Origin of the sequence: Branchiibius sp. NY16-3462-2, assembly GCF_001594145.1 — a bacterium.
In the GTDB taxonomy this organism is placed as follows: domain Bacteria; phylum Actinomycetota; class Actinomycetes; order Actinomycetales; family Dermatophilaceae; genus Branchiibius.
The window spans coordinates 345,382-371,361 of record NZ_LVCF01000035.1; the positions used below are offsets into that span (position 1 = coordinate 345,382).

General features: G+C 67.5%; 25 protein-coding genes and 1 riboswitch. Of the genes, 9 read left to right on the forward strand and 16 right to left on the reverse strand.

Annotated elements, in window-relative coordinates; all coding sequences use genetic code 11:
• Positions 1–5 precede the first annotated feature (5 nt).
• Positions 6–1,193 (forward strand): CapA family protein, encoded by a 1,188-nt coding sequence (locus tag AZH51_RS11065; RefSeq protein WP_291524191.1) that lies wholly within the window; start codon positions 6–8, stop codon positions 1,191–1,193.
• Here AZH51_RS11065 and rraA read toward each other — a convergent pair.
• Positions 1,190–1,663, reverse strand: a complete 474-nt coding sequence (gene rraA / locus AZH51_RS11070; RefSeq protein ID WP_291524194.1) for a ribonuclease E activity regulator RraA — start codon at positions 1,661–1,663, stop codon at positions 1,190–1,192. The genes AZH51_RS11065 and rraA overlap by 4 nt on opposite strands.
• A gap of 20 nt (positions 1,664–1,683) precedes the next feature.
• Between rraA and AZH51_RS11075 the strand changes: the two genes are divergently transcribed.
• Entirely contained in the window at positions 1,684–2,688 is a 1,005-nt protein-coding gene (locus tag AZH51_RS11075) for a bile acid:sodium symporter family protein (RefSeq protein ID WP_291524196.1), read from the forward strand.
• A gap of 7 nt (positions 2,689–2,695) precedes the next feature.
• The gene (locus tag AZH51_RS11080) at positions 2,696–3,151 is read left to right on the forward strand and encodes a YdeI/OmpD-associated family protein (protein WP_291524198.1); all 456 of its coding nucleotides are present in this window, start codon (positions 2,696–2,698) and stop codon (positions 3,149–3,151) included.
• Here the strand turns inward: AZH51_RS11080 and AZH51_RS11085 are convergent.
• Positions 3,132–3,569, reverse strand: coding sequence for an SRPBCC family protein (locus tag AZH51_RS11085; protein WP_291524199.1), 438 nt, complete (start codon positions 3,567–3,569; stop codon positions 3,132–3,134). The two genes, AZH51_RS11080 and AZH51_RS11085, sit on opposite strands and share 20 nt — an antisense overlap.
• Positions 3,570–3,596: 27 nt before the next feature.
• Positions 3,597–4,181, reverse strand: coding sequence for an NUDIX domain-containing protein (locus AZH51_RS11090; protein ID WP_291524201.1), 585 nt, complete (start codon positions 4,179–4,181; stop codon positions 3,597–3,599).
• A 10-nt stretch (positions 4,182–4,191) separates the two neighbouring features.
• Here AZH51_RS11090 and AZH51_RS11095 point away from each other — a divergent pair, with 10 nt between their 5' ends.
• Positions 4,192–5,136, forward strand: coding sequence for an alpha/beta hydrolase (locus AZH51_RS11095; RefSeq protein WP_291524203.1), 945 nt, complete (start codon positions 4,192–4,194; stop codon positions 5,134–5,136).
• Here the strand turns inward: AZH51_RS11095 and AZH51_RS11100 are convergent.
• The 7 genes from AZH51_RS11100 to AZH51_RS11130 all read right to left on the reverse strand — a co-directional run bounded on the left by AZH51_RS11100 (position 5,097) and on the right by AZH51_RS11130 (position 10,692).
• Complete coding sequence (locus tag AZH51_RS11100; RefSeq protein ID WP_291524205.1) at positions 5,097–6,515, reverse strand: hypothetical protein; 1,419 nt, start codon at positions 6,513–6,515, stop codon at positions 5,097–5,099. The two genes, AZH51_RS11095 and AZH51_RS11100, sit on opposite strands and share 40 nt — an antisense overlap.
• A gap of 63 nt (positions 6,516–6,578) precedes the next feature.
• A complete protein-coding gene (locus AZH51_RS11105) occupies positions 6,579–7,556 on the reverse strand; it encodes a quinone oxidoreductase (protein WP_291524207.1) in 978 nt (325 codons plus the stop codon).
• On the reverse strand, positions 7,553–8,152 hold the full coding sequence (locus tag AZH51_RS11110) for an N-acetyltransferase (protein WP_291524209.1): 600 nt from the start codon (positions 8,150–8,152) through the stop codon (positions 7,553–7,555). Before AZH51_RS11110 ends, AZH51_RS11105 begins: the two co-directional genes overlap by 4 nt.
• 2 nt (positions 8,153–8,154) lie before the next feature.
• Positions 8,155–8,775, reverse strand: a complete 621-nt coding sequence (locus AZH51_RS11115; protein ID WP_291524211.1) for an L-threonylcarbamoyladenylate synthase — start codon at positions 8,773–8,775, stop codon at positions 8,155–8,157.
• Positions 8,775–9,728 carry a GNAT family N-acetyltransferase gene (locus AZH51_RS11120; RefSeq protein ID WP_291524213.1) on the reverse strand — a complete coding sequence of 318 codons (954 nt, stop codon included), beginning with the start codon at positions 9,726–9,728 and terminating at the stop codon, positions 8,775–8,777. The genes AZH51_RS11115 and AZH51_RS11120 overlap by 1 nt, the downstream gene beginning before the upstream one ends.
• Positions 9,729–9,733: 5 nt before the next feature.
• Positions 9,734–10,267, reverse strand: a complete 534-nt coding sequence (locus tag AZH51_RS11125) for a DUF1697 domain-containing protein (RefSeq protein WP_291524215.1) — start codon at positions 10,265–10,267, stop codon at positions 9,734–9,736.
• 8 nt (positions 10,268–10,275) lie between these two features.
• Positions 10,276–10,692 carry an OsmC family protein gene (locus AZH51_RS11130; protein ID WP_291524217.1) on the reverse strand — a complete coding sequence of 139 codons (417 nt, stop codon included), beginning with the start codon at positions 10,690–10,692 and terminating at the stop codon, positions 10,276–10,278.
• Positions 10,693–10,710: 18 nt separating this feature from the next.
• On the opposite strand from AZH51_RS11130, the gene AZH51_RS11135 reads away from it, so the two are divergent.
• Complete coding sequence (locus AZH51_RS11135; RefSeq protein WP_291524219.1) at positions 10,711–11,337, forward strand: histidine phosphatase family protein; 627 nt, start codon at positions 10,711–10,713, stop codon at positions 11,335–11,337.
• A 3-nt stretch (positions 11,338–11,340) separates the two neighbouring features.
• On the opposite strand, the gene AZH51_RS11140 is transcribed toward AZH51_RS11135, so the two are convergent.
• Positions 11,341–12,813 carry a glutamate--cysteine ligase gene (locus AZH51_RS11140; RefSeq protein ID WP_291524221.1) on the reverse strand — a complete coding sequence of 491 codons (1,473 nt, stop codon included), beginning with the start codon at positions 12,811–12,813 and terminating at the stop codon, positions 11,341–11,343.
• 58 nt (positions 12,814–12,871) lie between these two features.
• Between AZH51_RS11140 and AZH51_RS11145 the strand changes: the two genes are divergently transcribed.
• From AZH51_RS11145 to AZH51_RS11160, 4 genes are read left to right on the forward strand one after another with little or no spacing between them, the layout of a single operon-like run.
• Positions 12,872–14,020 (forward strand): exonuclease SbcCD subunit D, encoded by a 1,149-nt coding sequence (locus tag AZH51_RS11145; protein ID WP_291524223.1) that lies wholly within the window; start codon positions 12,872–12,874, stop codon positions 14,018–14,020.
• Complete coding sequence (locus tag AZH51_RS11150) at positions 14,017–17,151, forward strand: SMC family ATPase (RefSeq protein ID WP_291524225.1); 3,135 nt, start codon at positions 14,017–14,019, stop codon at positions 17,149–17,151. Before AZH51_RS11145 ends, AZH51_RS11150 begins: the two co-directional genes overlap by 4 nt.
• A 24-nt stretch (positions 17,152–17,175) precedes the next feature.
• Positions 17,176–18,396 carry a pyridoxal phosphate-dependent aminotransferase gene (locus AZH51_RS11155; RefSeq protein WP_291524227.1) on the forward strand — a complete coding sequence of 407 codons (1,221 nt, stop codon included), beginning with the start codon at positions 17,176–17,178 and terminating at the stop codon, positions 18,394–18,396.
• A 46-nt stretch (positions 18,397–18,442) separates the two neighbouring features.
• Positions 18,443–19,126: a DNA alkylation repair protein gene (locus AZH51_RS11160; RefSeq protein ID WP_291524229.1), complete on the forward strand. Its 684-nt coding sequence runs from the start codon at positions 18,443–18,445 to the stop codon at positions 19,124–19,126.
• A 19-nt stretch (positions 19,127–19,145) separates the two neighbouring features.
• Here AZH51_RS11160 and AZH51_RS11165 read toward each other — a convergent pair whose 3' ends face one another.
• The 5 genes from AZH51_RS11165 to AZH51_RS11185 form a co-directional block, all read right to left on the reverse strand.
• A complete protein-coding gene (locus AZH51_RS11165; RefSeq protein ID WP_291524231.1) occupies positions 19,146–20,492 on the reverse strand; it encodes an HNH endonuclease signature motif containing protein in 1,347 nt (448 codons plus the stop codon).
• Positions 20,493–20,543: 51 nt separating this feature from the next.
• Complete coding sequence (locus AZH51_RS11170; RefSeq protein ID WP_291524233.1) at positions 20,544–21,593, reverse strand: phosphotransferase; 1,050 nt, start codon at positions 21,591–21,593, stop codon at positions 20,544–20,546.
• Positions 21,590–22,348 (reverse strand): alpha/beta hydrolase family protein, encoded by a 759-nt coding sequence (locus tag AZH51_RS11175; protein WP_367188043.1) that lies wholly within the window; start codon positions 22,346–22,348, stop codon positions 21,590–21,592. The genes AZH51_RS11170 and AZH51_RS11175 overlap by 4 nt, the downstream gene beginning before the upstream one ends.
• Complete coding sequence (gene gcvP, locus AZH51_RS11180) at positions 22,341–25,181, reverse strand: aminomethyl-transferring glycine dehydrogenase (RefSeq protein WP_291524235.1); 2,841 nt, start codon at positions 25,179–25,181, stop codon at positions 22,341–22,343. The genes AZH51_RS11175 and gcvP overlap by 8 nt, the downstream gene beginning before the upstream one ends.
• Positions 25,182–25,256: 75 nt before the next feature.
• Positions 25,257–25,345, reverse strand: a riboswitch (glycine riboswitch).
• 34 nt (positions 25,346–25,379) lie between these two features.
• Positions 25,380–25,976 carry a MerR family transcriptional regulator gene (locus tag AZH51_RS11185; protein ID WP_291524237.1) on the reverse strand — a complete coding sequence of 199 codons (597 nt, stop codon included), beginning with the start codon at positions 25,974–25,976 and terminating at the stop codon, positions 25,380–25,382.
• Between the last annotated feature and the right edge of the window lie 4 nt (positions 25,977–25,980).

Here is a 25,980-nt window from a genome sequence, read left to right on the forward strand (position 1 = left end):
CGGCCATGCGCCGTCTGCTACCCGTCGCCGCGTGCTTGAGCGGTGTCGTCGCCCTGGGCGCGTGCTCCAACGACTCCGGGAGACCGCCGGCCGCAGTCGCTCCGTCGGTCAAGGCATCCTCGACCAAGGGATCCAGCGCCAGCCCCAGTTCCCAGGTCGCCACCGGGACCACCGTGACGGTCGCGGCATCCGGCGACATCCTGATCCACGGTCCGGTCCGCCGCAACGCGGCCGCTTTCGCCAAGCAGAACGGAAAGGCCGGCTATGACTTCGACCCGATGTTCGCGCCGGTCAAGGCTGCTCTCAGCAAGGCGGACGTGACCATCTGCCAGCAGGAGACCCCGATCTCGGCCAACGACGCCAACCTCGAGCACACCGGGCTGGTCTACAACGCGCCGCGGGAGATCGCGACCGCCGAGAAGAAGGCCGGCTTCGACGGCTGCTCCTTCGCCAGCAACCACACCTGGGATATGCAACTGGCCGGAGTGCAGCAGACCCCGACCACGTTGAAAAAGGCCGGCCTGAAAGTTGCTGGCGCGACCCCGACCGCCAGCGGCGCGGGTGAGCCGGCGACCTACCAGGTGGGCGAGGTGAAGGTTGCCCAGTTCGCCTATGCCTACAGCGTGATCAACAAGGCGGGCCCGAGCCCCGAGGTGCCCTCGAGTGCTCCGTGGCTGGCCGACGCGTCGTGGCCTGCGGAAGGTGTGAAGGGGATTCTCGCTGAAGCTAAGAAGGCCAAAGAAGACGGCGCGGACATCGTGGTGATCAGCATGCACTGGGGCAAGGAGTATCAGCAGGCCCCCACCAGCGATCAGACGACGTACGCGAAACAGTTGCTCGCCTCGCCGTACGTCGATGCGATCTATGGCGCGCACGCGCACGTCATCCAGCCCTGCTCCACCCTCAACGGCAAGTATGTCTTCTACGGAATGGGCAACTTCCTGTCCAATCAGGGCCAGGGCCAGGCCTCGATCCTGACCGACGCCAACGCGGACGGGGTGATCCCGACCGTGACCTTCACGAGGACCGCGACGGGCTGGTCACAGAGCGCCACCTACCAGCCGACGCACGTGGACATCCCCGCGCGGCACATCATCCACACCACGTCGCCGACGCAGAACCCCACGGCGTACAGCCGCGTGGTGAAGGCAATGGACAGTCTCGGGAACTGCCAGGCCAAGCCAGCCGGCTAGCGACGCTCGACCAGGACGCCGTCCGGGTCGGCCCACACGGTCGCGCCCGGGGTGAAGGTGGCGCCCCCGAAAGTGACGGGTACGTCGATCTCCCCCGCACCGTCCTTCGCGGACTTACGCGGGTTGGAGCCCAGGGCGACGATGCCGATGGGCAGCGTCGCCAGCACCTGGGTGTCGCGGACGGCGCCGTTGATCACCACACCGGCCCAGCCGTTGTCGGCCGCCGCCTTGGCGATGAGGTCCCCGCACAGGGCGCTCTCGATCGAGCCGCCGCCGTCGACGACCAGCACAAGACCATCACCGGGAGAGTTCAGCAACTCCTTCACGATGGCGTTGTCGCGGAAACAGCGCACGGTCCTCGCCGGTCCGCTGAAGGCCGGCCGACCGCCGTACGTGCGCCACGTCAGAGAGCTGGAGTCCAGCGCCTCGCCGAGCCGGTCGTATACGTCCGCTGTCGCCTCAGATGTCACGCTGCGTAGGCTAGCCGACCGTGGGGTGGCTCAAACGGATCGGTATCGACGGCTTCGTCCTGTCCATTCTGCTGGCCGTCGTGGTCGCCTCAATCTTCCCGGCAAGCGATTCGTTCGCGCCCACCCTGGACAAGATCGTCGCCGTCGCGATCGGTCTGTTGTTCTTCCTGTACGGCGCCCGGCTGCACCCGCGCGAAGCTCTGGACGGCCTGGCGCACTGGCGGCTGCACCTGCTGATCCTGTCCTTCACGTTCGTCGTCTTTCCCATCGTCGGGGTGGCGCTGCGGGCCCTGTCGCCCTGGCTGCTGTCCGCACCGCTCTACACCGGCGTGCTCTATCTGACGCTGGTGCCCTCCACGGTGCAGTCCTCGATTGCCTTCACCTCGATCGCTCGGGGCAACGTCGCCGGCGCGATCGTCAGCGCGTCGGCATCCAACCTGCTCGGGGTGTTCCTCACCCCGCTGCTGGTGGTGGTGATGGTGGCCGCGGGGTTGATGGGCGTCGATGGTGACATCACGATCACCGGCAGTGCGGTCGTCGACATCGTCGTGCAGTTGCTGCTGCCGTTCGTCCTCGGGATGCTGGCCCGACCGCTGATCGGTCGCTGGGTGAAGAAGAACGCGGCGTGGTTGAAGTACGTCGACCGCACCTCGATCCTGCTGGTGGTCTACTCGGCGTTCAGCGAGGGTGTTCGCGAAGGGATCTGGAGCAAGGTCGCCGTCTGGCAGATCATCGTGCTGGTGGTCTTGTCGGTGCTGCTCGTGCTGTTCATGTTGTGGTTGACCCGCTGGTCGGCGCAGCGGCTGGGGTTCAACCGCGCGGACATGATCGCCATCCAGTTCTGCGGCACGAAGAAGTCGCTCGCCAGTGGTCTGCCGATGGCGGCAGTGTTGTTCTCGGCCGGGACGGTCGGGCTGATCGTGCTGCCGCTGATGATCTTCCACCAGATCCAGTTGATGATGTGTTCCTGGCTGGCCGGGCACTACTCCCGCGAACCTGTCACAGAGTCGGCGCACCAGGCATGATCGGGTCATGTCGTCCCTGAAGCTGAGCACCGAACTGGTCGCCCGCGGCCCGGCCGCGGCGATCGTCCTCACCGACGATCAGGTCGCTGGCCTGAGCAGCAAGAAGGTCTTCCCCGTGACCGTCACGATCGGTGATCGCTCCTTCGCCGGTCGTGTGGCGCGGATGGGCGGGGAAAACCTGGTGGGTCTCAGCAAAGCGGCGCGCGAGCAGCTCCAGGTGCAGGTGGGGCAGCACGTCGAGGTGACCCTCAGCCCGGACGACGCACCGCGAACCGTGGAGCTGCCGCCCGAACTGGCGGCCGCGTTGGATCAGGATCCGGCGGCGCGTGCGGCCTTCGACGCGCTGTCGATGTCCCGGCAGAAGGAACTGGCCAGGACCGTCGCCGAGGCCAAGAAGCCGGAGACCAGAGCGCGCCGACTCGAGGCCGCCCTCGCCAGCCTGGTTACGCCTTCTGCTCGATGATGCCGGGCATGTCCCGTTCCATCTCCGCGGCAATCTTCGTGAACGCAACCTTCAGGAACGGGCTGGCCACCTTCGCGATGCCGTTGAAGGTGACCTCCGAGCGGTAACGCAGATCGAGGGCACCGTCGCCAATCTCGGTGAGGGTGATGTCATCGATCGAGGTGGCGGTCTTATTGGTGCCCTTAAAGATGATCCGCTGCGGATCGTCCCGGGTCAGTTCGTAGGTCAGGTCGGTCTTGCGGCCGAACACCTCGGAGACGTTGTCCCACTTGGTGCCCTGCGCAATCGGACCGTCGTCCTGCTGCACGCACGATACCGTGCCGGGGTCCCAGTCGATCGCGTTGGCGAAGTCGCGCAGGTAGGCCCGGGCGCGCTCGACCGGGACGTTGACGCGGAAGGTGCGCTCCGTGGTGACCATGGCCCAACCCTGACACGGCGTCGTCGGCTAGAGCACACCCGGGACGGTGGACTCCTCCACTGATCCGTAATCGATCGGGTACGTCGATCGGTCACCTGCCGGATCGAATCGCGCGACCTCGTCCAGCAAGTCGAGCAAACCTATGGGCCAGACGATTTCGGCGGTGCGGCGTAATTCCTGGGCACTCCACCACGACCAGGAAACCATCGTGATCCGCTCTTCCTCGGTATGTCCCGCGGTCGAGATCTCGAACGCGGGAACACGGGCGAAGAAGAAGGTGTCGTGTTGATCGATGACCACGTCGGTGTAGCCGTGGACCACGTGGCGCACCATCACCGGACCCAACAGTTGCTCGTCACTCAACTGCAGACCGGTCTCCTCGCAGACCTCCCGGATCGCGGCCACCCGCTCGGATTCGCCCTCCTCGATCCCGCCGCCGGGAGTGATCCACCACCGGGAGTCGGCCATCCCGGGGTCGGTGTCGGTGAACAGCAGCACCCGGTTCTGCTCGTCGAGCAGGAGCACGCGCGCAGTGCGCCGCGTCCGGCGCGGACGTTCATGGGCCGGGACCGGGATGAGGGTGCGGACGGGCTCTTCGGTGGCGTCGTTCACACTTTCCAGTGTGACAGCACCGACCTATCAGCGCTGGCGTCCGGCGTTACGTCTCATCCGGCCGCTGGCTGCGCGGCACCAGCACAGCCTGGCCGACGTGGCGGCGAAGCAGGCGCGGCTGTTCATCACTCACGATGTCGCCATCCCGGGTGGCGAATCGCCGTTCGCGATCGACATCTACCGGCCGATCGGTCGCCCGGATCCGTTGCCGGTGCTGATCTGGTGGCACGGCGGCGGCTTCGTGGCCGGGGAGAAGAGCGCCGCGTGCTGTCTGGCGACCGGTCTCGCGGAGGCAACTGGGTGCGTGGTGATTTCGGCAGACTACGCGCTCAGCCCGGAATCGGCGTACCCGACGGCAGTCCTGCAAGGCCACACCCTGCTGACGTACGTCGCGGCGAACGCCGCCGCGCTGGGCATCGACCCCCAGCGGGTCGTGTTGGGAGGCGACTCTGCCGGCAGCGGACTGGCCGCGCAACTGGTCGGGATGCAGACCAACCCGCAACTCGCACAGCGGATGGGCACCACTCCGGCGGATCTGACCGTCCGGGGAGCCGTTCTCTACTGCGGCCCCTCCAACATGGACACCTTGGCCCAGACCGGCTTCCCGTTTCTGAAGGTGTTCCTGCCTGCCTACACCGGTCGGCGCGACTGGCACTCCCTCGCGCGGCTGGACGAACTGTCCGCAGTGAAGTGGGTGACACCTGACTGGCCGCCGACCCTGCTCACCGGGGGCGACGCCGACCCCATGACGGCCCAGGTGATCGAGCTGCGAGACGCGTTGCACCGCAACGGGGTTCAGACCGTCACCGACATTCACGAGGCAACCGGCGAAGGCCTCGGACATGAGTACGAGGTGCGCTACGACACCGTCGCCGGCCGCCACGTGCTGGACCTGACCGCCAGCTTCCTGCGTGATCACCTGGGTGAGACCCGGAGCGCGGACACCGAGGTCTGACCCGCCGTCACCACGAGGCCCTGGTGGACGGGGGTGATCGTGGGGTTGATCGTCCGGGGCGCTTGTGGGCTACGGCGACCGGCCCGGTCGCACGGCGCCGTCTGGGCGCCGACTCGCTTCAGATCCTGTGCGGTCATCTCCGGACGGATGACGATCCGGGTGCGGAATTCGCACCAGTTCTGGTCGCCAACGGTGGTGTCGTGGGCACCGGTGACCGGGTCGACCGCCACATAGCCGTGGCCGGTCGAATAGATCCACCGCCCCCGCGCATCGGTCGGAATCGCCTTGTCGTCGGCCAGATTGTCCGCATCACCCCCGAGCGGGACCTGCCACGTGGTTGCACCCGTCGCGGGATTGAACCCCTGGATGGTCAGGTCGAGCCCGTGGTAGACCTGCTTGGCGGCCGAACCGTCACCGGTAATCGTCTCGGTCCCCCGCACAGCGCAGCGCACGAGCGCGCGCTGTTCGCCGGGATGGGATGCGCCGCAGTCGGTCAACTGGCCGCGCCCGGTCCACGCGACGTGACCCGAAGCCTGCTCGATACCCAGGGTCCGGGTGGCGCCGAGATCGAACTGCCACGCCCCGGCCTTCTGTTCGCCCTGGTACAGGTCGATGCCGACCATGCGAGTGCGGTCATCGGACCAGGTCGACCAGCCGCGGTCGGTGCTGGCTCCGGGTGCCATGGTCTGTAGCGGCAGCGACCACTGCTGCACGTCGTCCTTGGTGTAGGTGAGCATCTCCGGATCCCGTTGCAATGGGTCGGACAGCCCGTCGCCCAGCGTGCGGCCGGGTGGCAGCGTGAAACTGGTCAGCTCACCGGTTCGCAGATCCGCTCGCCACGTGGTGTCTTCGGTCCGGCCGCAGAACGCATGGTCGTGATCGCACGCCACCGGGGTCGACTTCCACAACGTCTTGTTGGTCTTGGTCTGCTTGCCGGTCTTCAGATTGACCAACCACATCGGCGCGGAGCCCTTGAGGTCCTCGTTCTCCCCGTAGAAGGCGACCGTGTCACCCAGGGTGCCGTAGGCGACGGCGACCCCCTGCGTGGCACCCGACGGCGAGGCACCGATGCGGAATCGGTTCTTGCCGGTCTTCAGGTCCAGACCGAACGCGTACAGCTGGTTGCCCTGGATCCCCAGGAAGAAGACGGTCGAGCCGACGATGGTGAATTCGGTTGCAGGCTCGATGTCCTGGCGGGTCCAGGCGGTCCCGCTCACCGTCGGCTGGCTTCCCGTCGATGTCGTGGATGGTTTCGTCGCGGCGGTCGTGGTGCTCGGCAGGGCCGAGCTGTGCGGCTGGGCGGTGCTCGTTGTCGAGCACGCTGCGAGACCGGTGATCAACGAGACGGCGATGGCGGCATTTCCTGCGATTCGGAACATGCCCGTCACCGTACGAGCGTTCGACGCCACCTCGCCGAGTCCAACCCAGCGCCTGTGGAAAACCTAGATCGTCAGGATCAGCTTGCCCGTCGTCTGCCGGCCTTCCAGTGCTTCGTAGGCATCTGCGGCATCGGCAAGCGGGTACCGGCCACCGATCTCCAGCTTCAGCGATCCGTCGGCCAACCCACCCAGGATGTCCTCGGCCCGCCACAGCAGTTCCTCGCGGGTCTGCAGATAGGCACCCAGCGACGGGCGGGTGACGAACAGCGAGCCGAGCTGGTTCAGACGCTGCAGGTCGAACGGCGGCACCTGCCCGCTCGCGCCACCGAAGAGCACGCCCATCCCCCGGGGCCGCAGCGACTTGAGCGACGCGTCGAAGGTCGCCTTGCCGACGCCGTCGTAGGCCACGTCGACGCCTCGTCCGGCCGCCTCCCGCACCGCGGCCGCAAGGTCGTCGCTCGAGAGCCCGGTGTAGTCGATGGCGTGCTGCGCGCCGAGCCCGCGGGCGATCTCCAGCTTCTCCGGCGTACCCGCAGTAGCGACGACTGTGGCCTTCTTCGCGGTGATCAGTTGGACCAGCAACTGCCCGACCCCACCGGCCGCGGCATGCACCAGGGCCACCTGACCCTCCTGCACCGGCCACGTCGAGTTCACCAGGTAGTGCGCGGTCATCCCCTGCAGCATCGCCGCCGCCGCGACCTCCAGGTCCAGACCTTCGGGCACCGGAACCACCAGTGCTGCAGGCAGATTCACCAACTCCGCGGCACTGCCGGGAGCCTGTCCCCAGGCGACGCGATCCCCTACCGAGACGTCGGTGACCGCGGAGCCGACCTGTTCGACGACACCGGCGCCCTCTTCGCCGAGGGTGAATGGGGTGTTCTGCGGGTAGACGCCCTGGCGTTTGTAGACGTCGATGAAGTTCACCCCGGCGGCTGTTACCCGGACCTGTACCTGGTCAGCAGCGGGTGCTGGGATCTCCACGTCGCGGACCGCCAGGACGGACCGGTCGCCGTGTTCAGTGACAACGAGTGCTCTGGTCATGTTCCGACCATAGGCCGGTACAGCTGCACCGCACCCGCCGGACGGTAGCCCGCGGCCAGTGCCGCGCGAGTGCTCGCGACGTTCCCCGGCGAGACCGCCACCACAACCGGCTCGTCGGACAGCCGCCGGGCTTCCAGCAGGAGGCTGCGGCCCAACCCCTGGCCCCGCAGTGCCGGGTCCACCTCGAATGCCGCTTCGAGATAGCCGGCGATGCCACGCCCGAGCGCAAGAACGCTCTGCCGATCGCCGAAAACCCTGACGTCCGAGCGCAACTCACGCGCACGCCGTACGCGGGCATGGTCATCCAGATCGTGCCGCTGGGTCAGCGTGGGAGGTTCGTCGAGCGGGTCGGCGATCAGCATCTGGTCCAGTACGTCGATCCATCCGTCCGAGCCCGCCAGGGCTGCCAGCACGCGAGGGTCGTGCGCTCCCCCGAAACCGTCGACGCCCAACGCGGTCAACGCGTCGTCGCTCCACGAGGGCGGCGCACTGACGAAGGCGTGCCCGGTCATCGCGATCACCGCGTAGAGGCCGGGCGACCACGGATCAATGCGGGTCCAGCCACCGTCGGCGGGCGGGTGATCCAGCAGGTCCAAGCTCACTCGAACCGGGACGGGTCACCGGCGCCGACCCTGGTGACCTGCGGGTAGCCGGCCGAGAAGTCCACCACGGTCGTCGGCTCGGTGCCGCATTCGCCGGAGTCGATGACCGCGTCGATCTGATGGTCCAGTGCCTCCTTGATCGCCCACCCGTCGACCATCGGCTCCTCCTCACCCGGCATCAGCAGAGTGCTGGACAGCATCGGTTCACCCAGTTCTTCGAGGATGGCGCACGCTACCGGGTGGTCGACGATCCGCACCCCCACGGTGCGCTTCTTGGGCTGCAACAACCGCCGCGGCACCTCGGCGGTCGCCGGCACGATGAACGTGTAACTGCCCGGGGTCGCTGCCTTGATCGCGCGGAAGGTGGCGTTGTCCAGTTGCACCAACTGGCCCAGCTGGCTGAAGTCGTGGCAGACGATCGTGAAGTGGTGCTTGTCATCCAGGTGTCGGATGCGCACGATCCGGTCCTTGGCGTCGGCGTTTCCCAGCATCGCGCCGAGCGCGAAGCACGAGTCGGTGGGGTAGGCGATCAGACCGCCCTCGCGCAGGATGTCCACGACCTGCCGGACACTGCGTGGTTGCGGATCCTGCGGGTGCACATCGAAGTAGCGGGCCATCACCCCACGGTATTGGCTGGAACATCTTTCGCATATGCCGCGAAGACCCGGCGTGGGATGAATCCCGCGCTCTCGTAGAGGCCGAGTGCGCCCGTCGGGTTCTGCGAATCCACGTGCAGGTCGGCGTTGCGGTAACCGGCCTGCTGGCCACGGCGAAGCGCACCAAGGAGGGCACGTCGGGCCAATCCCCGGCCGCGGGCGCCGGGGCGCGTGCCGATCCGGCTGAGGTAGAGCTCCCCCTCGACCCAGTTCTCACTGATTGCGTAGGCCAGCACCGTGTCGCCGTCCATGACCAGCGCGGACTGCTCGGGACGCAGCGACCGCGCCGTCATCACGTCGGCCCACTGTGCAACGGTCGGCGCGGACGAGCCCCAGTGGTCGGCGAACGCCTCGGCGTGCGCGGTGCGCAGTTCCTCGACGAGGTCGGCATCGGCCACGTCCAACGGGACGGTGTCGTCGTCTTCCGGGATCGACGCGGCCGCCAGGTCAGCTATCTGCATCTGGGTGAAGTACCGCACGGGTTGGTACCCGCGGTGCTCCAGCAGGCCCCGGACGCTGCTGCCCTCAGTCAGCCCGTCGGCCTTCAGCCGGATCTCGACTCCCGGATGGCGCTGCGCTGCCAGCGCCAGCCCGCGTTGTTCCTCGCGTTCCATCAACTGCCGGCCGATACCCCGGCCCCGGTGGGAGGGGCGCACCCCGCCACTCAGCATCGCGGCGGCGAAACCCTGGTTGTCGACCCCGCGCACCCGGACCTGGCCGTAGGCAACGAGCTGGTCGCCTTCCCACACCGCCATGAGGTCGTTCGCCGGGTCGACGCCGTCCTCATCGAGTTCCTCGGCGAGATCCTCCTCGTCGTAGAACTCGTCGGTGTCGTCGAAGTGGGCCAACTCGTTGGTCAGATCGGTCCACGCAGGGACGTCCTTCGGTGCGATCCCGGTCCAGAGCAGTTCCATCTGCCCTAGCTTGCCCACCGATCCACGAGAGTGCGAACGACTTTCAGATCCCGCGTCGTTGCCACGTGACCGCCGCGCTCCAACCGAGCGTTGCTGATCTTGGCTTCGTGGGTCGATTTCGCCAGCCACCAGGCGACCTCACCGGCCCGGGCGTGCAACCGTTCGCCATCGACGTCCCACGCGTCGAGTTCGACCACCTTCTCGTGCGGGATGGGATCGGCGAAGAACGTCACGTACTGCCGGATCGCGTCCGGCAACGGAGACTTCAACCCGTCCACCCAGTCGAGGGTCTCGCGCAACTGCGCCGGTGTCCGCACGATGCACGGCACCTCGAAGCCGAACTCCTGCTCGATGACGTCCTGCAGCGACGACCGCACCGCGGTGACGCTGCGCTTGCGGGTTCCGATCAGCAGGTTACCGCTCTGGATGTAGGTCTCAACGTCAAAGCCGTTGTCCTGCAACACTTCTCGCAGGCGCGCCATCTTCACCCAGCGCGGGGCGACGTTCACGGCCCGCAGCAGGACGACGTACTCAGTCAATGTGCACCTCAGTCAATGTGCATCGTGACCTCGGTCGGCAGCACCACGGTCCGGCTCACGGTGCAGAGGCGCTCATGCGATCGACGTACGGCGTCCGGCAGCTCCGCGCGCGCCGCGTCGCCCGCTTCGCCCTCGGGGAAGCGCACGGTGAAGGTGACGTCGATGGGACCCATGTGGTTGCCCTGCTCGTCCCGCAGCTTGTCGCCCTCGGCGACCACGTCGAACCCGGTCGGCTCGGCGCGGCGGGTGGTGAAGATGTCGACGTCGATCGCGCTGCACCCGGCGATCGCGGTCAGCAGCAGTTCGACCGGGCTGAACAGGTCGTCACTGGCGTCACCGAAGTCCAAGGTGCCCCCGCGGGCGTTGGTGGCGGTGAAGTGGCCGGCGGCAGTACGGGTGATGCTCACGCTGCGGTGGTTGGTCATTCCACTAGCGTAGAGAGGGTGACCCAGCAGACCGACCGCAAGCACTTCCCGGACAACTACATCGTCCTCATCCGACACGGAGAGACCAAGTGGTCGCTCACCGGTCAGCACACCGGTGTCACCGATCTGCCGTTGTTGCCCGAGGGCGAGGAGGGCGCACGGCGGGCCGGTGAACTGATCAAGCACCTGGACATCGGTCACGTGTTCGTCTCTCCCCTCCTGCGTGCCCGGCAGACCGCCGAACTCGCCGGCTTCAAGGACTACGAGATCGACGAGGACCTGCGCGAATGGGACTACGGCGGTTACGAGGGCCTGACGACCGACCAGATCCGCGAGAAGATCGGTAACCCGGACTGGGAGATCTTCACCAACGGCGTCGTGCCTGGCGACACCCCCGGCGAGACCGTCGAGGACGTCTCGGCCCGGGTCAGTCACGTGGTCAACCAGGTGCTGCCGCTGCTGGAGGAGTCCAACGTCGCGCTGGTCGCGCACGGCCACTCCCTGCGCATTTTCGCGGCGACCTTCCTGCAGAAGAACCCCCGGTTCGCCGGGCAGTTGCGCCTGGACGCGGGCGCGGTCTCGATCCTGGGTTACTACCACCAGTACCCGAGCATCGAGATATGGAACCGCCGCGAGCGCAAGTGAGGCCTACCAGGTGTGCACGGGCGCGTTGTCGCCCATGTGCTCCAGGTAGCGTTCCAGCATCCCTGCCAGCGCCGTACGCCGATCGGCACCTTTGCGCTCCAGCTCCTCCACGCAGGCGACCTGCCAGGAGGCACCGTTGACCTCGCGGCGGCAACGCTCCTCGATGATGCCCAGGTAGCGCGCCGCGACGTCGTGGGCGACGCCGCGGTGGGCCAGGCCGTCGTACGCCAGGGGCACCAGGTGCCGTTGCACCAACTCGACGGCGTTCACGGTGCCGTAGCCCGGCCAGTAGACCTCGGCTTCGATCCCCCGCCGCGCGCACTCGGTGAAGTTGGCGTACGCCGCGGCGAAACTCATCCGCGTCCATACCGGCCGCTCGTCTGCCGTCAGGCGGTCCATCAGCCCGAAGTAGAAGGCTGAGTTCGCAAGCGTGTCAACGATGCTCGGCCCCGCGGGCAGGACCCGGTTCTCGACGCGCAGGTGCGGCTGGCCGCCGACCACGTCGTAGATCGGCCGGTTCCAGCGGTAGATGGTGCCGTTGTGCAGGCGCAACTCCGGAAGCGCGGGGGCGCTACCGGCTTCGAGTACGGCGACCGGATCCTCCTCGGAGCACTCCGGCAACAGCGCGGGGAAGTAGCGCACGTTCTCCTCGAACAGGTCGAAGATGCTGGTGATCCAGCGCTCCCCGAACCACACCCGCGGCCGAACACCCTGGTTCTTCAACTCGACAGCCCGGGTGTCGGTGGCCTGGGCGAAGAGTTCGACGCGGGTCTCGGCCCACAGGCGCCGCCCGTAGAAGTACGGCGAGTTGGCACCCATCGCCAGTTGCAGACCCGCTACCGCTTGGGCGGCGTTCCAGTAGTCGGCGAACTGCATCGGTTCGACCTGGAGGTGCAATTGCACTGAGGTGCAGGCGGATTCGGGAGCGATGGTATCGGCGTACGTTGCCAATCGCTCCCCTGTCATGCCCTGGATATCGATGAAGATGTCCTCACCGCGGGCGTTCACGATCGACTCGTTCAACGCCTGATAACGGTTGTTGGCGCTCATCCATTCGGCGTCGAAGTGCTCGGGCATCAACGTGGGCAGGATCCCTATCGCGCAAATCCGCACGTCGAGTTCGCGGGCGCGGCGCTCGGCCTCGTTCAGGCTGGCGCGCAACTCGTTCTCCAGCTGCAGCGGCGCGTCGCCGGGCAGCGCCCGGGGTGGCACGTTGAGTTCGATGTTGTACTGGCCCAGTTCGGTCTGGAAGTCCGGATCGGCGATGGCTTCCAGGATGCTGGCGTTCTTCATCGCCGGCTGCATATCGGCGCCCACCAGGTTGAGTTCGATCTCCATCCCGGTGAGCCGCTTCTCGGCCGGGAAGGCGTGCGTGCGCAGCATCCGCTCGAAGACATCGAGGTCCTGCCGCACCTTCTCGCGGTACCGCTGACGGTCCTCGCGTGTGAATCCGGTGCCTGCGACCTCGTCACCCATGGGCACAGCCTAGGCGCGCCTGGCCGAGGCTGTCAGAGGTCCCGCTTATGGTGCAGCCATGCGGTTCTTGCACACCTCCGACTGGCACCTGGGACGCTCGTTCCACGGGGCCGGACTGCGGGCTGCGCATGAGCTGTATCTGGATCATCTGGTCTCGCTCGCGCGGTCCGAGCGGGTGGATGCGGTGCTGGTGTCCGGCGACATCTACGACCGGGCCATCCCCTCGCCGGAGACGGTGGCGCTGCTCGACGACGCGTTGAGCCGGTTGCTCTCCACGGGGGCCACGATCATCGTCACCAGCGGCAACCACGACTCCGCGGTGCGCCTCGGATTCGGCGCCCGGATGCTGGAGACCGCGGGCCTGCACATCCGCTCCCAGGTGTCCTCGGTGGGCCGGCCGATCCCGGTGGGCGACGGCTTCGTGGTGCCGGTGCCCTACCTGGACCCGGCGGGAGTCGCAGACTCCCTGGGCGCCGCCGAACGCACCCACGCGGCGGTCCTGCGCGCTGCCCTGACCGACCTGCCCTCCTGCGACGGACCGACGGTGGCCATGGCGCATACGTTCGTCACCGGGGCCACCTCCAGCGACTCGGAGCGGGACATCAGCGTCGGCGGGTTGGCGGCCGTGCCCGCCGCCGTCTTCGACCGCTTCGACTACGCCGCCCTCGGCCACCTGCACCGACCGCAGACGGTGACCGACTCCGTGGTCTATTGCGGGTCGCCGGTGGCCATGTCGTTCAGCGAGGCCGACCAGGTCAAGGGGACCGAACTGGTCACGATCGCCGACGGTGTTCTCACCCGTGAGACCGTGCCCGCTCCGGTCGAGCGCCCGGTCGTCCGGGTGCGCGGCGAGTTGGCGGACCTGTTGTCGTCATCCTCTTTCACGTACGCCGAGGGCGCCTGGTGCGAGGTCACCCTGACTGACCCGACGCGACCCCTGGGCGCCATGGACCAGGTCCGCCGGCGCTTCCCGCACACGCTCAGTCTCCAGTTCGCCTCCGGGACAGCGGACATGTCGTCGCGTCGCGGGTATGCCGAAAAGGTCCGCGGCCGCAGCGAGTTCGAAGTGTGCTGTGGGTTCCTGGAGCATGTGCGCGGGGGAACCGGCGCAACTGACGAGGAGTCGGCGCTGCTGCGTTCGGCCCTCAACGCGGCTGCGCGCGAGGAGCGCGAGGAGCACCCTGACGAGGAGGTGCGCAGCGCATGAAGATCCATCACCTGTCCCTGTCTGCGTTCGGCCCGTTCGCCCAGACCCAGGACATCGACTTCGACGCGGTCGGTGCAGCGGGCCTGTTCCTGATCCACGGCCGCACGGGGGCCGGCAAGTCGAGCCTGCTGGATGCGATGTGCTTCGCCCTGTTCGGCAGCATTCCGCGCCAACGGGTTTCGACGGCAGCGGTCAAGGTCGCCAGCGATCACGCACCGGGTCAGCAGCCCACGGTCAGCATGGAGTTCTCCGTGGCGGGCCGCCGGCTGCGGATCACCCGCACCGCCAGTTACGATGTCGTCGGTCGCAAGGGTCAGACCACGACGCGACGCTCCACGGTGCTCCTGGAGGAATTGCGCGCCGGTCACTGGCAGGAGCAGGCCGTCAAAGAGCAGGAGACCGGTGAGTTCATCAAGCGCACCCTCGGTCTGGACCTGCAGCAATTCGTCCAACTCATCCTGTTGCCGCAGGGAGAGTTCGCCGCGTTCTTACGTGCCAAACCCGATGACCGCGGCGTCCTGCTGGAGCGACTGTTCGCCATCGACCGGTTCCGCGGGGTGGAGACCTGGCTGACCGAGCGTCGGTCGGTCGCTCGCACCCGGCGCGACGAAACGGCCGTCGCGGTCGCCCGTTGCCGCGACCGGATCGACGAGGTGCTCGTGGCGAGCGGCTGCGAGGAACCGCTGCCGGACACCGATCTTTCGTCGGCACTGTCTCTTCCATCGGCGCTGTCTTTTCCATCGGCACTGTCTCTTCCGTCGGCCCTGGCCGCCCTCCTGGAGCAGTTGGAGCAGAGCGCTACCGAGGCGATGGCGCACGCCCAGACAGCGGCTGATGCCGCGGTCACGGCGCGGCAGGCCTTCGTGGATGCGCAACAGCGTGCGGTGCGACGGGCCGAGGCGCAGGCAGCGGAGACAGAACGTGAAGCGTTGCTGGCTGCCGCACCGTCGCAGATTTCCCGACGCGCGCGGGTGGCCGCGGCCCGTCGCGCACAACAGATCGATCCGTTCGCCGCTGCACACCGCCTTCGCTCCGGGCGCCGCGATACGTCCCGGGCCGCCTTCGAGGCGGCCGTCGCGTCGCTTCCCCCGGCACTGCGGGGTGACTCGGACACCTGGTGGCCGCGGTTGACGATCGCGCTGACCGACGGCGGTCAGCCCCTGGTCGGCCTGCCCCAGTTGGCTGCATCGTTGCAGCGGGCGACTGAACGCCGGGAGCAGTTGCGCGGTGACGAGACCGCCGCTGCCGCGCGGGTGTCTTCACTCCAGGCACGGCAGACCGAGACGTTGACCGCGCAGACTGCGTTGCGCGACGTGACGGCTGAATCGGAAGCCGTTACGGCTCAGTGGAACTCGATCACCGCCACGATGGGTGTGCTGAGCAAACTGTCCGCCGTTGCCACCGCGGTCGCAAGCGAACGCGCGTCGTGCGAATCGGCGGTGCGTGCCGCCGCGGTTGCGCAAGCAGCCAGCGCTGGTGCCCGGACCGACCTCGATCGGTTGCGTGCTGACCGGCTGGCTGGCATCGCCGCGGAACTCGGAGCCGAGCTCGAGACCGGAGTTCCCTGCCCGGTCTGCGGATCGGCGCAGCACCCCTGCCCTGCAGCTGCGACCGCTGACGCAGTGACCGCTGACGACGTCTCGGCGGCCGCAGCGGTGGCGGATCGCGCGGCGGCCGACGCGGCGACCGCCGATCAGGCCCTGGCCGCCGCACGCGCCCGGTTGAGCACCCTGGAGGCGCAATGGGCGACCGCGCACGACGACCTGCCCGAGTGGGGTGCGGTCAGCTTGTGGTTGCCGGCGAAGGTCGTGTCGGCCGCGGGTTCGCTCTGGTCGGCCGCGTCGCCGCTGGCCCCGCACCTCATCGACGAGTTGACCTCGACGGTGGGGACAGCACAGCACGCTGCCGCCGACGAGGTCGAACGCGTGAGACAGGCCGCTGACCAACTGGCCGATCTGGCGCAGACCGCTGACCTGCTGACCGCCGAACTGTCTGCCGCGACCGCCGAAGTCGTCACCGTGCGAGCCCGCATCGCCGACACCGACACCGAGATCGCCGAGGTCTCACACGCCATCGATACCGGCCGGCGGCAGCACGCCGACGCCTGCCCCTGCGGTAGCGACGCCGACGGACACGCTGTTGTCATGACGGCTGTTGATGACGTCGTGCGCTTGCTGGACGCGGCGGCCGCTGACAAGGTGCTGGCTGACGAAGCAGCCGCCGACCTCGCCGCGGCCTTGGCAACCCAGCACTTCGTATCGGTCGACGAGTACGACGAGTCTCGTTGCAGTACAGAGGAACTCGCTGCTCTCGAAGCTGGTATCGCCGACTACGACGCGCGCCTGCAGGCTACGACCGCCGTGCTCGAACTCCCAGCGGTCGTGGCCGCGTGCGCCGCACCGCCGGACGATCTCGACGCGTTACAGACCGCCGCCGCCTCTGCGGAGGACCGTGCCAACAACGACCGGGCGGCGGCGACCGGACTCGAAACGACGGTCACCCGGCTCCGAACCTTGTCCGCTGACCTCGGGACGGTGCACTCGGCGTACGTTGCGGCCGAACGTGACTTCGCCACGGTCGCGGCGCTCGCCGACACGGTCAATGGGGCGGGCGAGGACAACGAGTTGCGGATGCGGCTGTCCGCGTACGTGCTGGCCGCCCGGCTCGAGTCGGTGACCACGTTCGCCAACGAGCGGCTGAGCGCGATGAGCGACGGGCGGTTCACCCTCGAGCACAGTGACGCCCGGGCCAAGCACGGCGCGCGCAGCGGACTCGGACTGGTGGTCAGGGACGCCTGGACCGGGCAGACCCGTGACACAGCAACTCTCTCGGGCGGAGAGTCCTTCATGGCATCGCTGTCGCTGGCCCTCGGATTGGGAGATGCGGTGCTCGCGGAGACCGGTGGGCGCCCGCTGGAAACCCTGCTGGTCGACGAAGGATTCGGTTCGCTGGACCAGGACACACTGGACCGGGTGCTTCAGGTGCTGGACGAGTTGCGGGCCGGTGATCGCGTCGTCGGGATCGTCAGTCACGTCCCTGACCTGCGGCAACGCATCCCCACCCAGCTTGAGGTGCAGCGCTCCGAAGCAGGTTCGAGCGTCCGGATGCGGGACGGAGCCAGCGCGGCATAGCTGCCTCGGTGCGATAATTCCGCCGTGCCCCGCGATATCCGACAGTCCAAGAAGCTCCAGCATGTCCGCTACGACGTGCGTGGTCCGATTCTCGTCGAGGCCGAGCGGTTGGAGGCCGAGGGGCACCGCATCCTGAAGCTGAACATCGGTAACCCTGCCCCGTTCGGGTTCGAGGCACCCGAAACCATCCTGCAGGACATGGTCCACCACTTGCCGAACGCGCAGGGATACAGCGACTCCCGGGGGATCTACTCGGCCCGTACGGCGGTCGCCAACTTCTACCAGGCTGAGGGACTGACCGACGTGCGCGTCGAGGACGTCTTCATCGGCAACGGCGTCAGCGAGATGATCTCGCTGGTCCTGCAGGCATTCGTCGACGACGGCAACGAGATCCTGGTGCCGGCACCGGACTACCCGCTGTGGACCGGCGCTGTCGCTCTCGCGGGCGGGACGCCGGTGCACTACCGCTGCGACGAAGCCGACGGCTGGAACCCCGATCTGGACGACATCGAGTCGAAGATCACCGAGAACACCCACGCGCTGGTGGTGATCAACCCGAACAATCCGACCGGCGCGGTCTACTCCCCCGAGATCCTCCAGGGCTTGGCTGACATCGCCCGACGCCACGATCTGGTCATCTTCGCCGACGAGATCTACGAGAAGATCCTGTTCGACGGCGCCGTCCACCATCACATGGCGGCGTTCGCCGGGGAGGACGTGCTCTGCCTGACCTTCAGTGGATTGTCGAAGGCCTACCGGGTTGCCGGCTTCCGCAGCGGCTGGGTGACCATCACCGGTCCGCGGCGTCGGGCTACCGACTTCCTCGAAGGTCTGACGCTGCTGGCCAACATGCGTATGTGCGCGAATGTCCCTGCGCAACATGCGATTCAGACGGCACTCGGCGGCTACCAGTCGATCAACGATCTGCTGCTTCCGGGTGGGCGGCTGTTGGAGCAGCGCAACGTTGCTTACGACATGCTGAACGCCATTCCCGGTGTTTCGTGCGTGAAACCGATGGGGGCGCTCTACTGCTTCCCGCGCCTGGACCCGCAGGTCTACCCGATTGCGGACGACGAGAAGTTCGTGATCGACCTGCTGCGGGAGACCAAGATCCTGGTCACTCACGGCACCGGGTTCAACTGGCCCGATCCGGACCACTTCCGGTTGGTGACCCTGCCACCGGTCGAAGACCTCACCGAAGCGCTGACCCGGATCGGCGACTACCTGGCGACCATTCGGGTCTGACGCCTGACCTGACCTTCAGATCACCGCGCCGATAGCCGCTGTCGACATGACCGCCGCCGATGTGCCGGCCGTCGAGGTCCTGGTCGAGCACATCCGCCACGAATTGCGAGCGGCGGCAGACCCCTCGTTGGCCCCCGGGCAGCAGCGCTACATGAAGTCGGCCATGCCCTATCTCGGGGTTCGGGTGCCCGCTGCCCGACGGATCGCGCGAGCGGCTGCCTGCGACATCACCGACCCGGTCGCGATCCGCGCCGCAGCGCGACGACTGTGGGACGAGGCAAGTCACCGGGAGGAACGGTACGCGGCCCTTGCCCTTCTCGCGACCAAAACCGTTGCTGGACAAGTTGATTCGCTGCCAGTGGTCGAGCACTTCATCCGAACCGGGCAATGGTGGGACTACGTCGATGAGGCGGCACACCGACTGCGGGAGCTGCTCGATGCCGGGACGGCCGACATGCCTGACCTTCTGCGGGCGTGGAGCCGGGATGAAGACTTCTGGATCCGACGCGCAGCCATCATCGCGCAGCTGAACCGCGGTGACGGCACCGATCTCACACTGCTCGCCGACGTCATCGAGCCCAATCGCGACGACCCCGAGTTCTTCATCCGCAAAGCGATCGGCTGGGCGTTGCGTGATGCTGCTCGTGCCCATCCCGAGTGGGTGCGCACCTATCTGGCCAGGCACGACCTTTCCCCGCTCAGCCGCCGGGAAGCGGCCAAGCACCTATAGCGCCAACCCCTCGCGCCGATCACGGGTCGTCACCACCCGCGGCCCGCCGGATGGCCCAGCTCCACTCCAGATCAACCAGGTACTGCTCGTACGGTGACCAGGTCTGCGACGGCTGGCACGCGGCAGGAGGGCGAGTACTCGCTTCGAGTCCCCCACTGCTCACCAGCACCTCGCTGGCGGTACCGGTCACCTGCCACGCTGGGTGTTCCTTGACGAGATTGCAGTGTTGACAGTCCCCCTCGGCATTCGAGGCGCTGGTCGGCCCACCCTTCGCGTGGGAGGTGATGTGATCTATCTCGGTAATAGCAGCACCGCACCAGGGCGTACGACATCGCCGATCACGCCACCGCACGAACTCACGGAGCAAGCCGCGGAAGAACCGACTCCTACTCTCCATCCCCACCAACTGGCCGGTGGCCGGGTGGACGAACAGTCGGCGTACGTCGATCCCGTCCTCATGCTGGGAGAGCACCTCGCGGACTTCCCCCGCCGGCAGCGGGCCGTAACCGGGCAGATAGCCCGGTTCCTTACCCGAGGTCAGGGCGTCGATGGGGACGAGCAGATTCACCGTGACATCCACCGGCTGCGTCAATGGATCGCGACCCGAGATCCGCTGCACCAGCAGGTCGGCCGTCCATTGACGGTGCGTGCGCACCGGCTCCCAATCGGGCCGCGGCTCTCGCTTGGCCGTGGTCGCCGACTTCCGCAATGCCTCCAAGCACGCCCGACCTTCGACAGCAGGCAGGAAGGCGGACAGGTGCGCCATCCCGTCCCGGGCTGCCCGCAGGCTCACGTGTCGATCAGCGCGGGCTGCTTCCGCACGACGGGCCGCTAGCTCGGGATCGACCCGGTGCGCCGCTGAGCGTACGTCGTCGGCGAGGTGCCGGTCCGACGTGCGCCCAAAGGTTTCAGAGACGCGCTCGATCACCAGGTCGCGGTCCTCGGGTACGAGGCCATCAGTCTCCCGGCGGATGATCCCGGCCTGCTCCTCGTTCAACTCACCCGTCCGCATCGCCTCGCGCACCGGCTCGGACGCCACCGTGAGATGGGCGATGCGCAGAAGCCGACCGGCCTGCACCGGGGAACGACGCCGTGCGAGCCCGAGTTGGGCGGCAACCAGCCGATCGGTGTGGCTCGGATTGACGAAGCCGCGACGGACGTCTTCGTCAGCCTGCTGCCGGTGCAGCGCGACGGTGACGTCCGCCTGGCGGGCCGTCAGGGTGTTCTTGAGATCCTCCAAGCACCGGACGATCTCCCAGGTCGGCTCATTAAGCAAAACATCGCCGATCCACTCCTGGAAACCGCGCACTACCGAAGGCACGTCGGACGCTGCGTCCGGGGCCTTCTCGAGGGCGGTCTGACTCATGTTTCAGACACTAGGGGCGACCACCGACAGCCTCCGCGGAACCGAGAGCTGCTAGCTGCGCGAGCCCACCACGGGCAGCGGCGCGACAGGAAACCGACCGGTGATCGCGTCGGCCAATTGAACTGCGGTAGAGCGCCATTGGGGAAACGCATTACTCCGAGTCAGAGCGTCCAACGAGTGCACGATCCGGTCCGGCACCGGCGGCGCAGGACGATCTGCCCGTTCCGGCCATCCCGTCGAGAGAGTAGGCAGCAACCAGCTGATCGACAACCAGCGCCAGGCATCGGCCGCCACCTCGACGTCATTGCGTACGGCGCGCCACAGGCCCTCGTCGCACTCAAAGACCTGACGCCACCGCTCGAGTGCCGACCACCCCAACCCCGGCGGCAGGCGCCAGGCACACCAACACGACGGCCACGGGACCAGGAGATAGGCCAGGTCCCACGCGAGGTGGCGGATGGTCGCGAACTCCAGATCGAGAAAGAACGCACCGTCGTCGGTCAACAGGTTGTTGTCCGGACACATGTCACCTGCCGACAAGACCTCCAGCGGCGTCTCGAATGAGTCTGTCACGTCACGCAACTCAGCAAATCCATGACGTACGTCGATCCCCAGGTCGGCCGCTTGCGTCACCAGGTCTACGGCGGCTTCGTCGAGTAGGCCGGGCATGTAGTCCGCGAGGGAGTCCGGTGCCCCGGCCCGCGCCTCGAGTCCGGCACGATGGAACCGCGCCAATCCGGTCACCCACGCGAGCACCGCACGCCGGGTCAGTAGCGGATCACCGGTCAGCATCTGGGAGGCGAGATGCGGATGGTCACCGAGGTCAGACATGACGAGAAGCCCCGCTGAGTGCGCCACTAACGTGGGCGCGACTGGCGACCCAACTGACGAAAACGCCTCCAGCGCAGCAACTTCGGGTGACGGCTCCGAAACAAGCCGGCGCTTGGCGACGACCGTTCCGGCGTCAGCCGAGGATCGACGCAGTCGCAGCACCAGATGTCGTGATCCGCTTGGTAGCGGCTCGCCGACGAGGACCAGCGGCTCGCCGAGCAACGTCGATGCGAGGTCAACGGTCTCCTGAACCTGGCTGGTCGAGGTCACCGCGCCAACGTTGCCACAAGCCAGTCTGTGGTGACAGCCAATAACCGGCTCGCAGCGGAGGAAGGCGACAACACGTTGAAGATGTGATCGACATCCGGGATCTCGACCAACGTCCGGTGCGGGACCCCCTCGACGAGCCGAGCGGATGCGGCGGGCAGGACGACCGTGTCCGCGGAACCGCAGACGGCCAGCACCGGGGCTGTGAGTCGCGCTGCTGCCGCAGCGAGGTCCATCGCCCGGAACTCCTCGAGCCACTGCCGGGAGAACTCGAACGTGCGATACCCGAGATCGATGACGGCAGACGGTGCCCCATCAGCAAGCAGCCCGGGGAACGCACCCAACAACTCCGAGGGCGTCAGCACACCGGCGGACCAGGTCACCAACCCGGCAACCGACGGATCACTCGCCGCGAGCAGCAACGCGATCATGCCGCCCTGGGACATACCCAGGACCGCCACCCGATCTGCCGCGACCGACGGCTGCGCGCGCAACCAGGTCAGTGCCGCAGCCGCATCCTCAAGCTCCGAGGTCACCGTGAAATCCGTCTGCGGACGTGAGCTAGCGCCACAGCCAGCGAAATCGATTCGGAGAGAGGCAATTCCGTGGGCAGCGAGACTCTCACTCAGCCGAACGAAGAGGCGACCTACCTCGTCGCGTTCACTCGCCGTACCGTGCAGCAACAGCACCGCCGGCGACGCGGAGGTGCCGGGCGACACGAAGTCACCCGGCACCGAACCGATCTGGACCTCAGTCACCGACGTGCTCGAACGCCTCCGGAGAGGGGCAGGAGCAGATCAGGTGGCGGTCGCCGTACGCACCGTCGATGCGGCGGACCGGTGCCCAGTACTTGCGCAACGGGTCGACCCCGGCCGGGAAGGCGGCGTCCTCACGCGAGTAGGGGTGCTCCCAGTCACGCACCAGCGACACGGCAGTGTGGGGCGCGTGCCGCAGCACCGAATCCTCCGCGGACACAGCACCATCGATGACCTGCTGGATCTCGCCGCGGATGGCGATCATCGCGTCGCAGAACCGGTCGATCTCCTCCAGCGACTCACTCTCGGTCGGCTCGACCATCAGCGTGCCCGCGACCGGGAAGCTCATCGTCGGCGCGTGGAAGCCGTAGTCGATCAGCCGCTTGGCGACATCGTCGACAGTGACTCCCGAGTCCTTGGTGAGCCCGCGCAGATCCAGGATGCACTCGTGCGCGACCAGGCCGCCGTCACCGGAGTAGAGCACCGGGTAGGACGAATTCAACCGCGCGGCAATGTAGTTCGCGTTGAGGATGGCCGTCTCGGTGGCCTGGGTCAGACCCGCACCACCCATCAGGCGCACATACGCCCACGAGATCGGCAGGATCGACGCCGAGCCGAACGGCGCGGCCGACACCGGGCCGACCTCAGACTTCTCGAAGGGCGTCCCCGGCAGGTACGGCGCGAGGTGGCTACGCACCGCGACCGGACCCACGCCCGGGCCACCACCGCCGTGCGGGATGCAGAACGTCTTGTGCAGGTTCAGGTGCGATACGTCGCCGCCGAACTTGCCCGGTTGCGCTAGTCCCACAAGGGCATTCAGGTTCGCACCATCGATGTAAACCTGACCGCCGGCCTCGTGCACCAGGTCGCACAGCTCGGTGATGGTGTCCTCGAAGACACCGTGCGTCGAGGGGTAGGTGACCATGATCGCCGCGAGGTTCTCACCGTGCTGCTTGATCTTGGTCTTCAGATCGTCCATGTCGATCTCGCCGGTCGGCGCGGTCTTCACCACGACGACCTTGAGCCCGGCCATGACCGCGGACGCCGCGTTCGTGCCGTGCGCCGACGCCGGGATCAGGCAGATGTTGCGGTCGCGATCGCCGTTGGCCTCGTGGAAGGCGTGGATCGCGAGCAACCCGGCGAACTCACCCTGGGAACCGGCGTTGGGCTGCAGGGACACCGCGTCGTACCCGGTGATCGCACATAGCCACTGCTCGAGATCGCTGATCAGCGAACGGATTCCGACGGTCTGGTCCTCCGGTGCGAACGGGTGCAGGTTCGCAAACTCCGGCCAGGTGATCGATTCCATCTCCGTGGTTGCGTTGAGTTTCATGGTGCACGAGCCGAGCGGAATCATCCCGCGGTCGAGCGCGTAGTCGCGGTCGGCGAGGGTGCGCAGGTAGCGCAGCATCGCGGTCTCGCTGTGGTGCGCGGAGAACACCGGGTGAGTGAGAAATTCCGACGTACGCCGAAGCTCGGCCGGCCAGGCGACCTCCCCTTCCAGCGCGGGGACGGCCGTGAGACCGAACGCAGCAGCCAGATCGGCCAGGTCCGACTCGGTGGTCGTCTCATCCAGGCTGATCGAGACCCGGTCGGCGTCGACGCCGTGGATGTTGATGCCGACCGCCAGTGCGGCGGCGACCAGTTCGGCGCCACGTCCTGGCGCGACGACGGTCACGGTGTCGAAGAAGGAGTCCGATGCCAACTCATAACCAGCGGAGGTTAGAGCGCCGGCCAGCGCACGGGTCTTGTCGTGGACCTGCTGCGCGATCCGGGTGAGCCCGGCAGGGCCGTGCCACACGGCGTACATCGAGGCCATCACGGCCAGCAGCACCTGGGCGGTGCAGATGTTGGAGGTCGCCTTCTCGCGGCGGATGTGCTGCTCGCGGGTCTGCAAAGCCAGGCGGTAGGCGGGCGCGCCGTCGGCGTCGACAGACACCCCGACCAGGCGGCCGGGCAGGTTGCGCTCCAGCCCGGAGTGCACGGACATGTAACCCGCGTGCGGGCCACCGAAGCCCATCGGCACCCCGAACCGCTGGGTGGTGCCGACCGCGATGTCCGCGCCCCACTCCCCCGGCGGCTTCAACAAGGTCAGGGCCAGCAGGTCGGCCGCGGCGGTCACCAGAGCGCCGGTCTCGTGGGCTTCCGCGGCCAGCGCTGACCAGTCCGTGATGGAGCCATCGGCGGAGGGGTACTGCACCACCACGCCGAAGACCTCCCGGTCGCCAGCCAGCGATCGCAGGGACTGTCCTGAGCGCAGGTCGGCGACGACGACCTCCAGGCCCAGCGGTACGGCGCGCGTCCGGGTCACGGCGATCGACTGCGGAAGGACCTGCTCGTCAACCAGCAGGACCGCGTCCTTGGCGGCCTTGCTCGCGCGGCGCATCAGCGTCATCGCCTCGGCGACGGCGGTTGCCTCGTCCAGCAGGGACGAGCCGGCGACGTCAAGACCGGTGAGGTCGATGACCATGGTCTGGAAGTTCAGCAGCGCCTCGAGGCGGCCCTGGCTGATCTCGGGCTGGTAGGGCGTGTAGGCGGTGTACCAGGCCGGGTTCTCCAGGATGTTGCGCCGGACCACCGGCGGAGTGTGCGTGCCGTAGTAGCCCAGGCCGATCATCGAGGTGAGAACCGTGTTCTGCTCGGCCTTGGCGCGCAGTTCGGCGATGACGGCCGGTTCGGAGTCGGCGGCTGCGACATCCAGCGCAGCCGACTGGCGGATGCCGCCGGGGATGGCGGTCGCGATCAGCGCGTCCAGCGACGGCTGGCCGATCGAGCTGAGCATGCGCTCGACGTCCGAGGACGACGGGCCGATGTGCCGGGAGACGAAATCAGTCATGACAGTCCTGAGGGTCGAGACGAACGCAGACGTACGGCGTCTCCCCCTCTGTCAGCGCATGACCTTCAGAGCAGCCTCTTCCGGATGGTCCTGGTGCCTGAGAGGTTCTGGGGAGAGTTGCCCCGTCGGCGCTTCCCTATCGGAAGCTCTCCCACCCGGCGTCGAAAGCTGCCCCGAGTATACCGACGTGGGACAACCTCAGCTGACGTTGCGGCGCTGACGGCGGGCGCGTAGTTCGTCACCCGGGTGGTCGGCGGGAGTGGCTGCGTCGGGTCGCTCGCTCGGCAGTTCGGCCAGGGAGCCCTCGACCTCGTGCCAGACCGTGCCCAGCGCGATGCCGAAGACGCCCTGCCCGCCGCGGACCAGGTCGATGACCTCCGCGTCGGAGGTGCACTCGTAGACGCTGGCGCCGTCGGACATCAAGGTGATCGACGCCAGGTCCTCGACGCCGCGGTCGCGCAGGTGGCTCACGGCCACGCGGATCTGCTGCAGGGAGACCCCGGTGTCGAGCAGCCGCTTGACGACCTTGACCAGCAGGATGTCGCGGAAGCTGTACAGGCGCTGGTGGCCGGAGCCGGAGGGGTTGCGCACGGATGGCTCGACCAGACCGGTGCGGGCCCAGTAGTCCAACTGCCGGTAGGTGACATCGACGGTGCTGCACACCACGGGTCCGCGGTAGCCCACGGCTTCGGTCATCTGCTCGGGCAGGTCAGGGGTGAACAGCGCGCCCTGGAGTGGCGCGGGAGTGCTGCCGCGGCCGTCCTGCGCGCGGTTCGGAGCCTCATTGTGGGCCACGGCT

Bases quoted from the DNA above. Each gene is read 5' to 3' on its own strand.
- AZH51_RS11115 (WP_291524211.1), bottom strand. From the start codon at position 8,775: ATGGCCCGCTACTTCGATGTGCACCCGCAGGATCCGCAACCACGCAGT.
- AZH51_RS11065 (WP_291524191.1), top strand. From the start codon at position 6: ATGCGCCGTCTGCTACCCGTCGCCGCGTGCTTGAGCGGTGTCGTCGCC.
- AZH51_RS11100 (WP_291524205.1), bottom strand. From the start codon at position 6,515: ATGTTCCGAATCGCAGGAAATGCCGCCATCGCCGTCTCGTTGATCACC.
- gcvP (WP_291524235.1), bottom strand. From the start codon at position 25,181: ATGACTGATTTCGTCTCCCGGCACATCGGCCCGTCGTCCTCGGACGTC.
- AZH51_RS11150 (WP_291524225.1), top strand. From the start codon at position 14,017: ATGAAGATCCATCACCTGTCCCTGTCTGCGTTCGGCCCGTTCGCCCAG.
- AZH51_RS11140 (WP_291524221.1), bottom strand. From the start codon at position 12,813: ATGGGTGACGAGGTCGCAGGCACCGGATTCACACGCGAGGACCGTCAG.
- AZH51_RS11105 (WP_291524207.1), bottom strand. From the start codon at position 7,556: ATGACCAGAGCACTCGTTGTCACTGAACACGGCGACCGGTCCGTCCTG.
- AZH51_RS11120 (WP_291524213.1), bottom strand. From the start codon at position 9,728: ATGGAACTGCTCTGGACCGGGATCGCACCGAAGGACGTCCCTGCGTGG.
- AZH51_RS11165 (WP_291524231.1), bottom strand. From the start codon at position 20,492: ATGAGTCAGACCGCCCTCGAGAAGGCCCCGGACGCAGCGTCCGACGTG.
- AZH51_RS11160 (WP_291524229.1), top strand. From the start codon at position 18,443: ATGACCGCCGCCGATGTGCCGGCCGTCGAGGTCCTGGTCGAGCACATC.
- AZH51_RS11145 (WP_291524223.1), top strand. From the start codon at position 12,872: ATGCGGTTCTTGCACACCTCCGACTGGCACCTGGGACGCTCGTTCCAC.
- AZH51_RS11085 (WP_291524199.1), bottom strand. From the start codon at position 3,569: ATGGTCACCACGGAGCGCACCTTCCGCGTCAACGTCCCGGTCGAGCGC.
- AZH51_RS11080 (WP_291524198.1), top strand. From the start codon at position 2,696: ATGTCGTCCCTGAAGCTGAGCACCGAACTGGTCGCCCGCGGCCCGGCC.
- AZH51_RS11130 (WP_291524217.1), bottom strand. From the start codon at position 10,692: ATGACCAACCACCGCAGCGTGAGCATCACCCGTACTGCCGCCGGCCAC.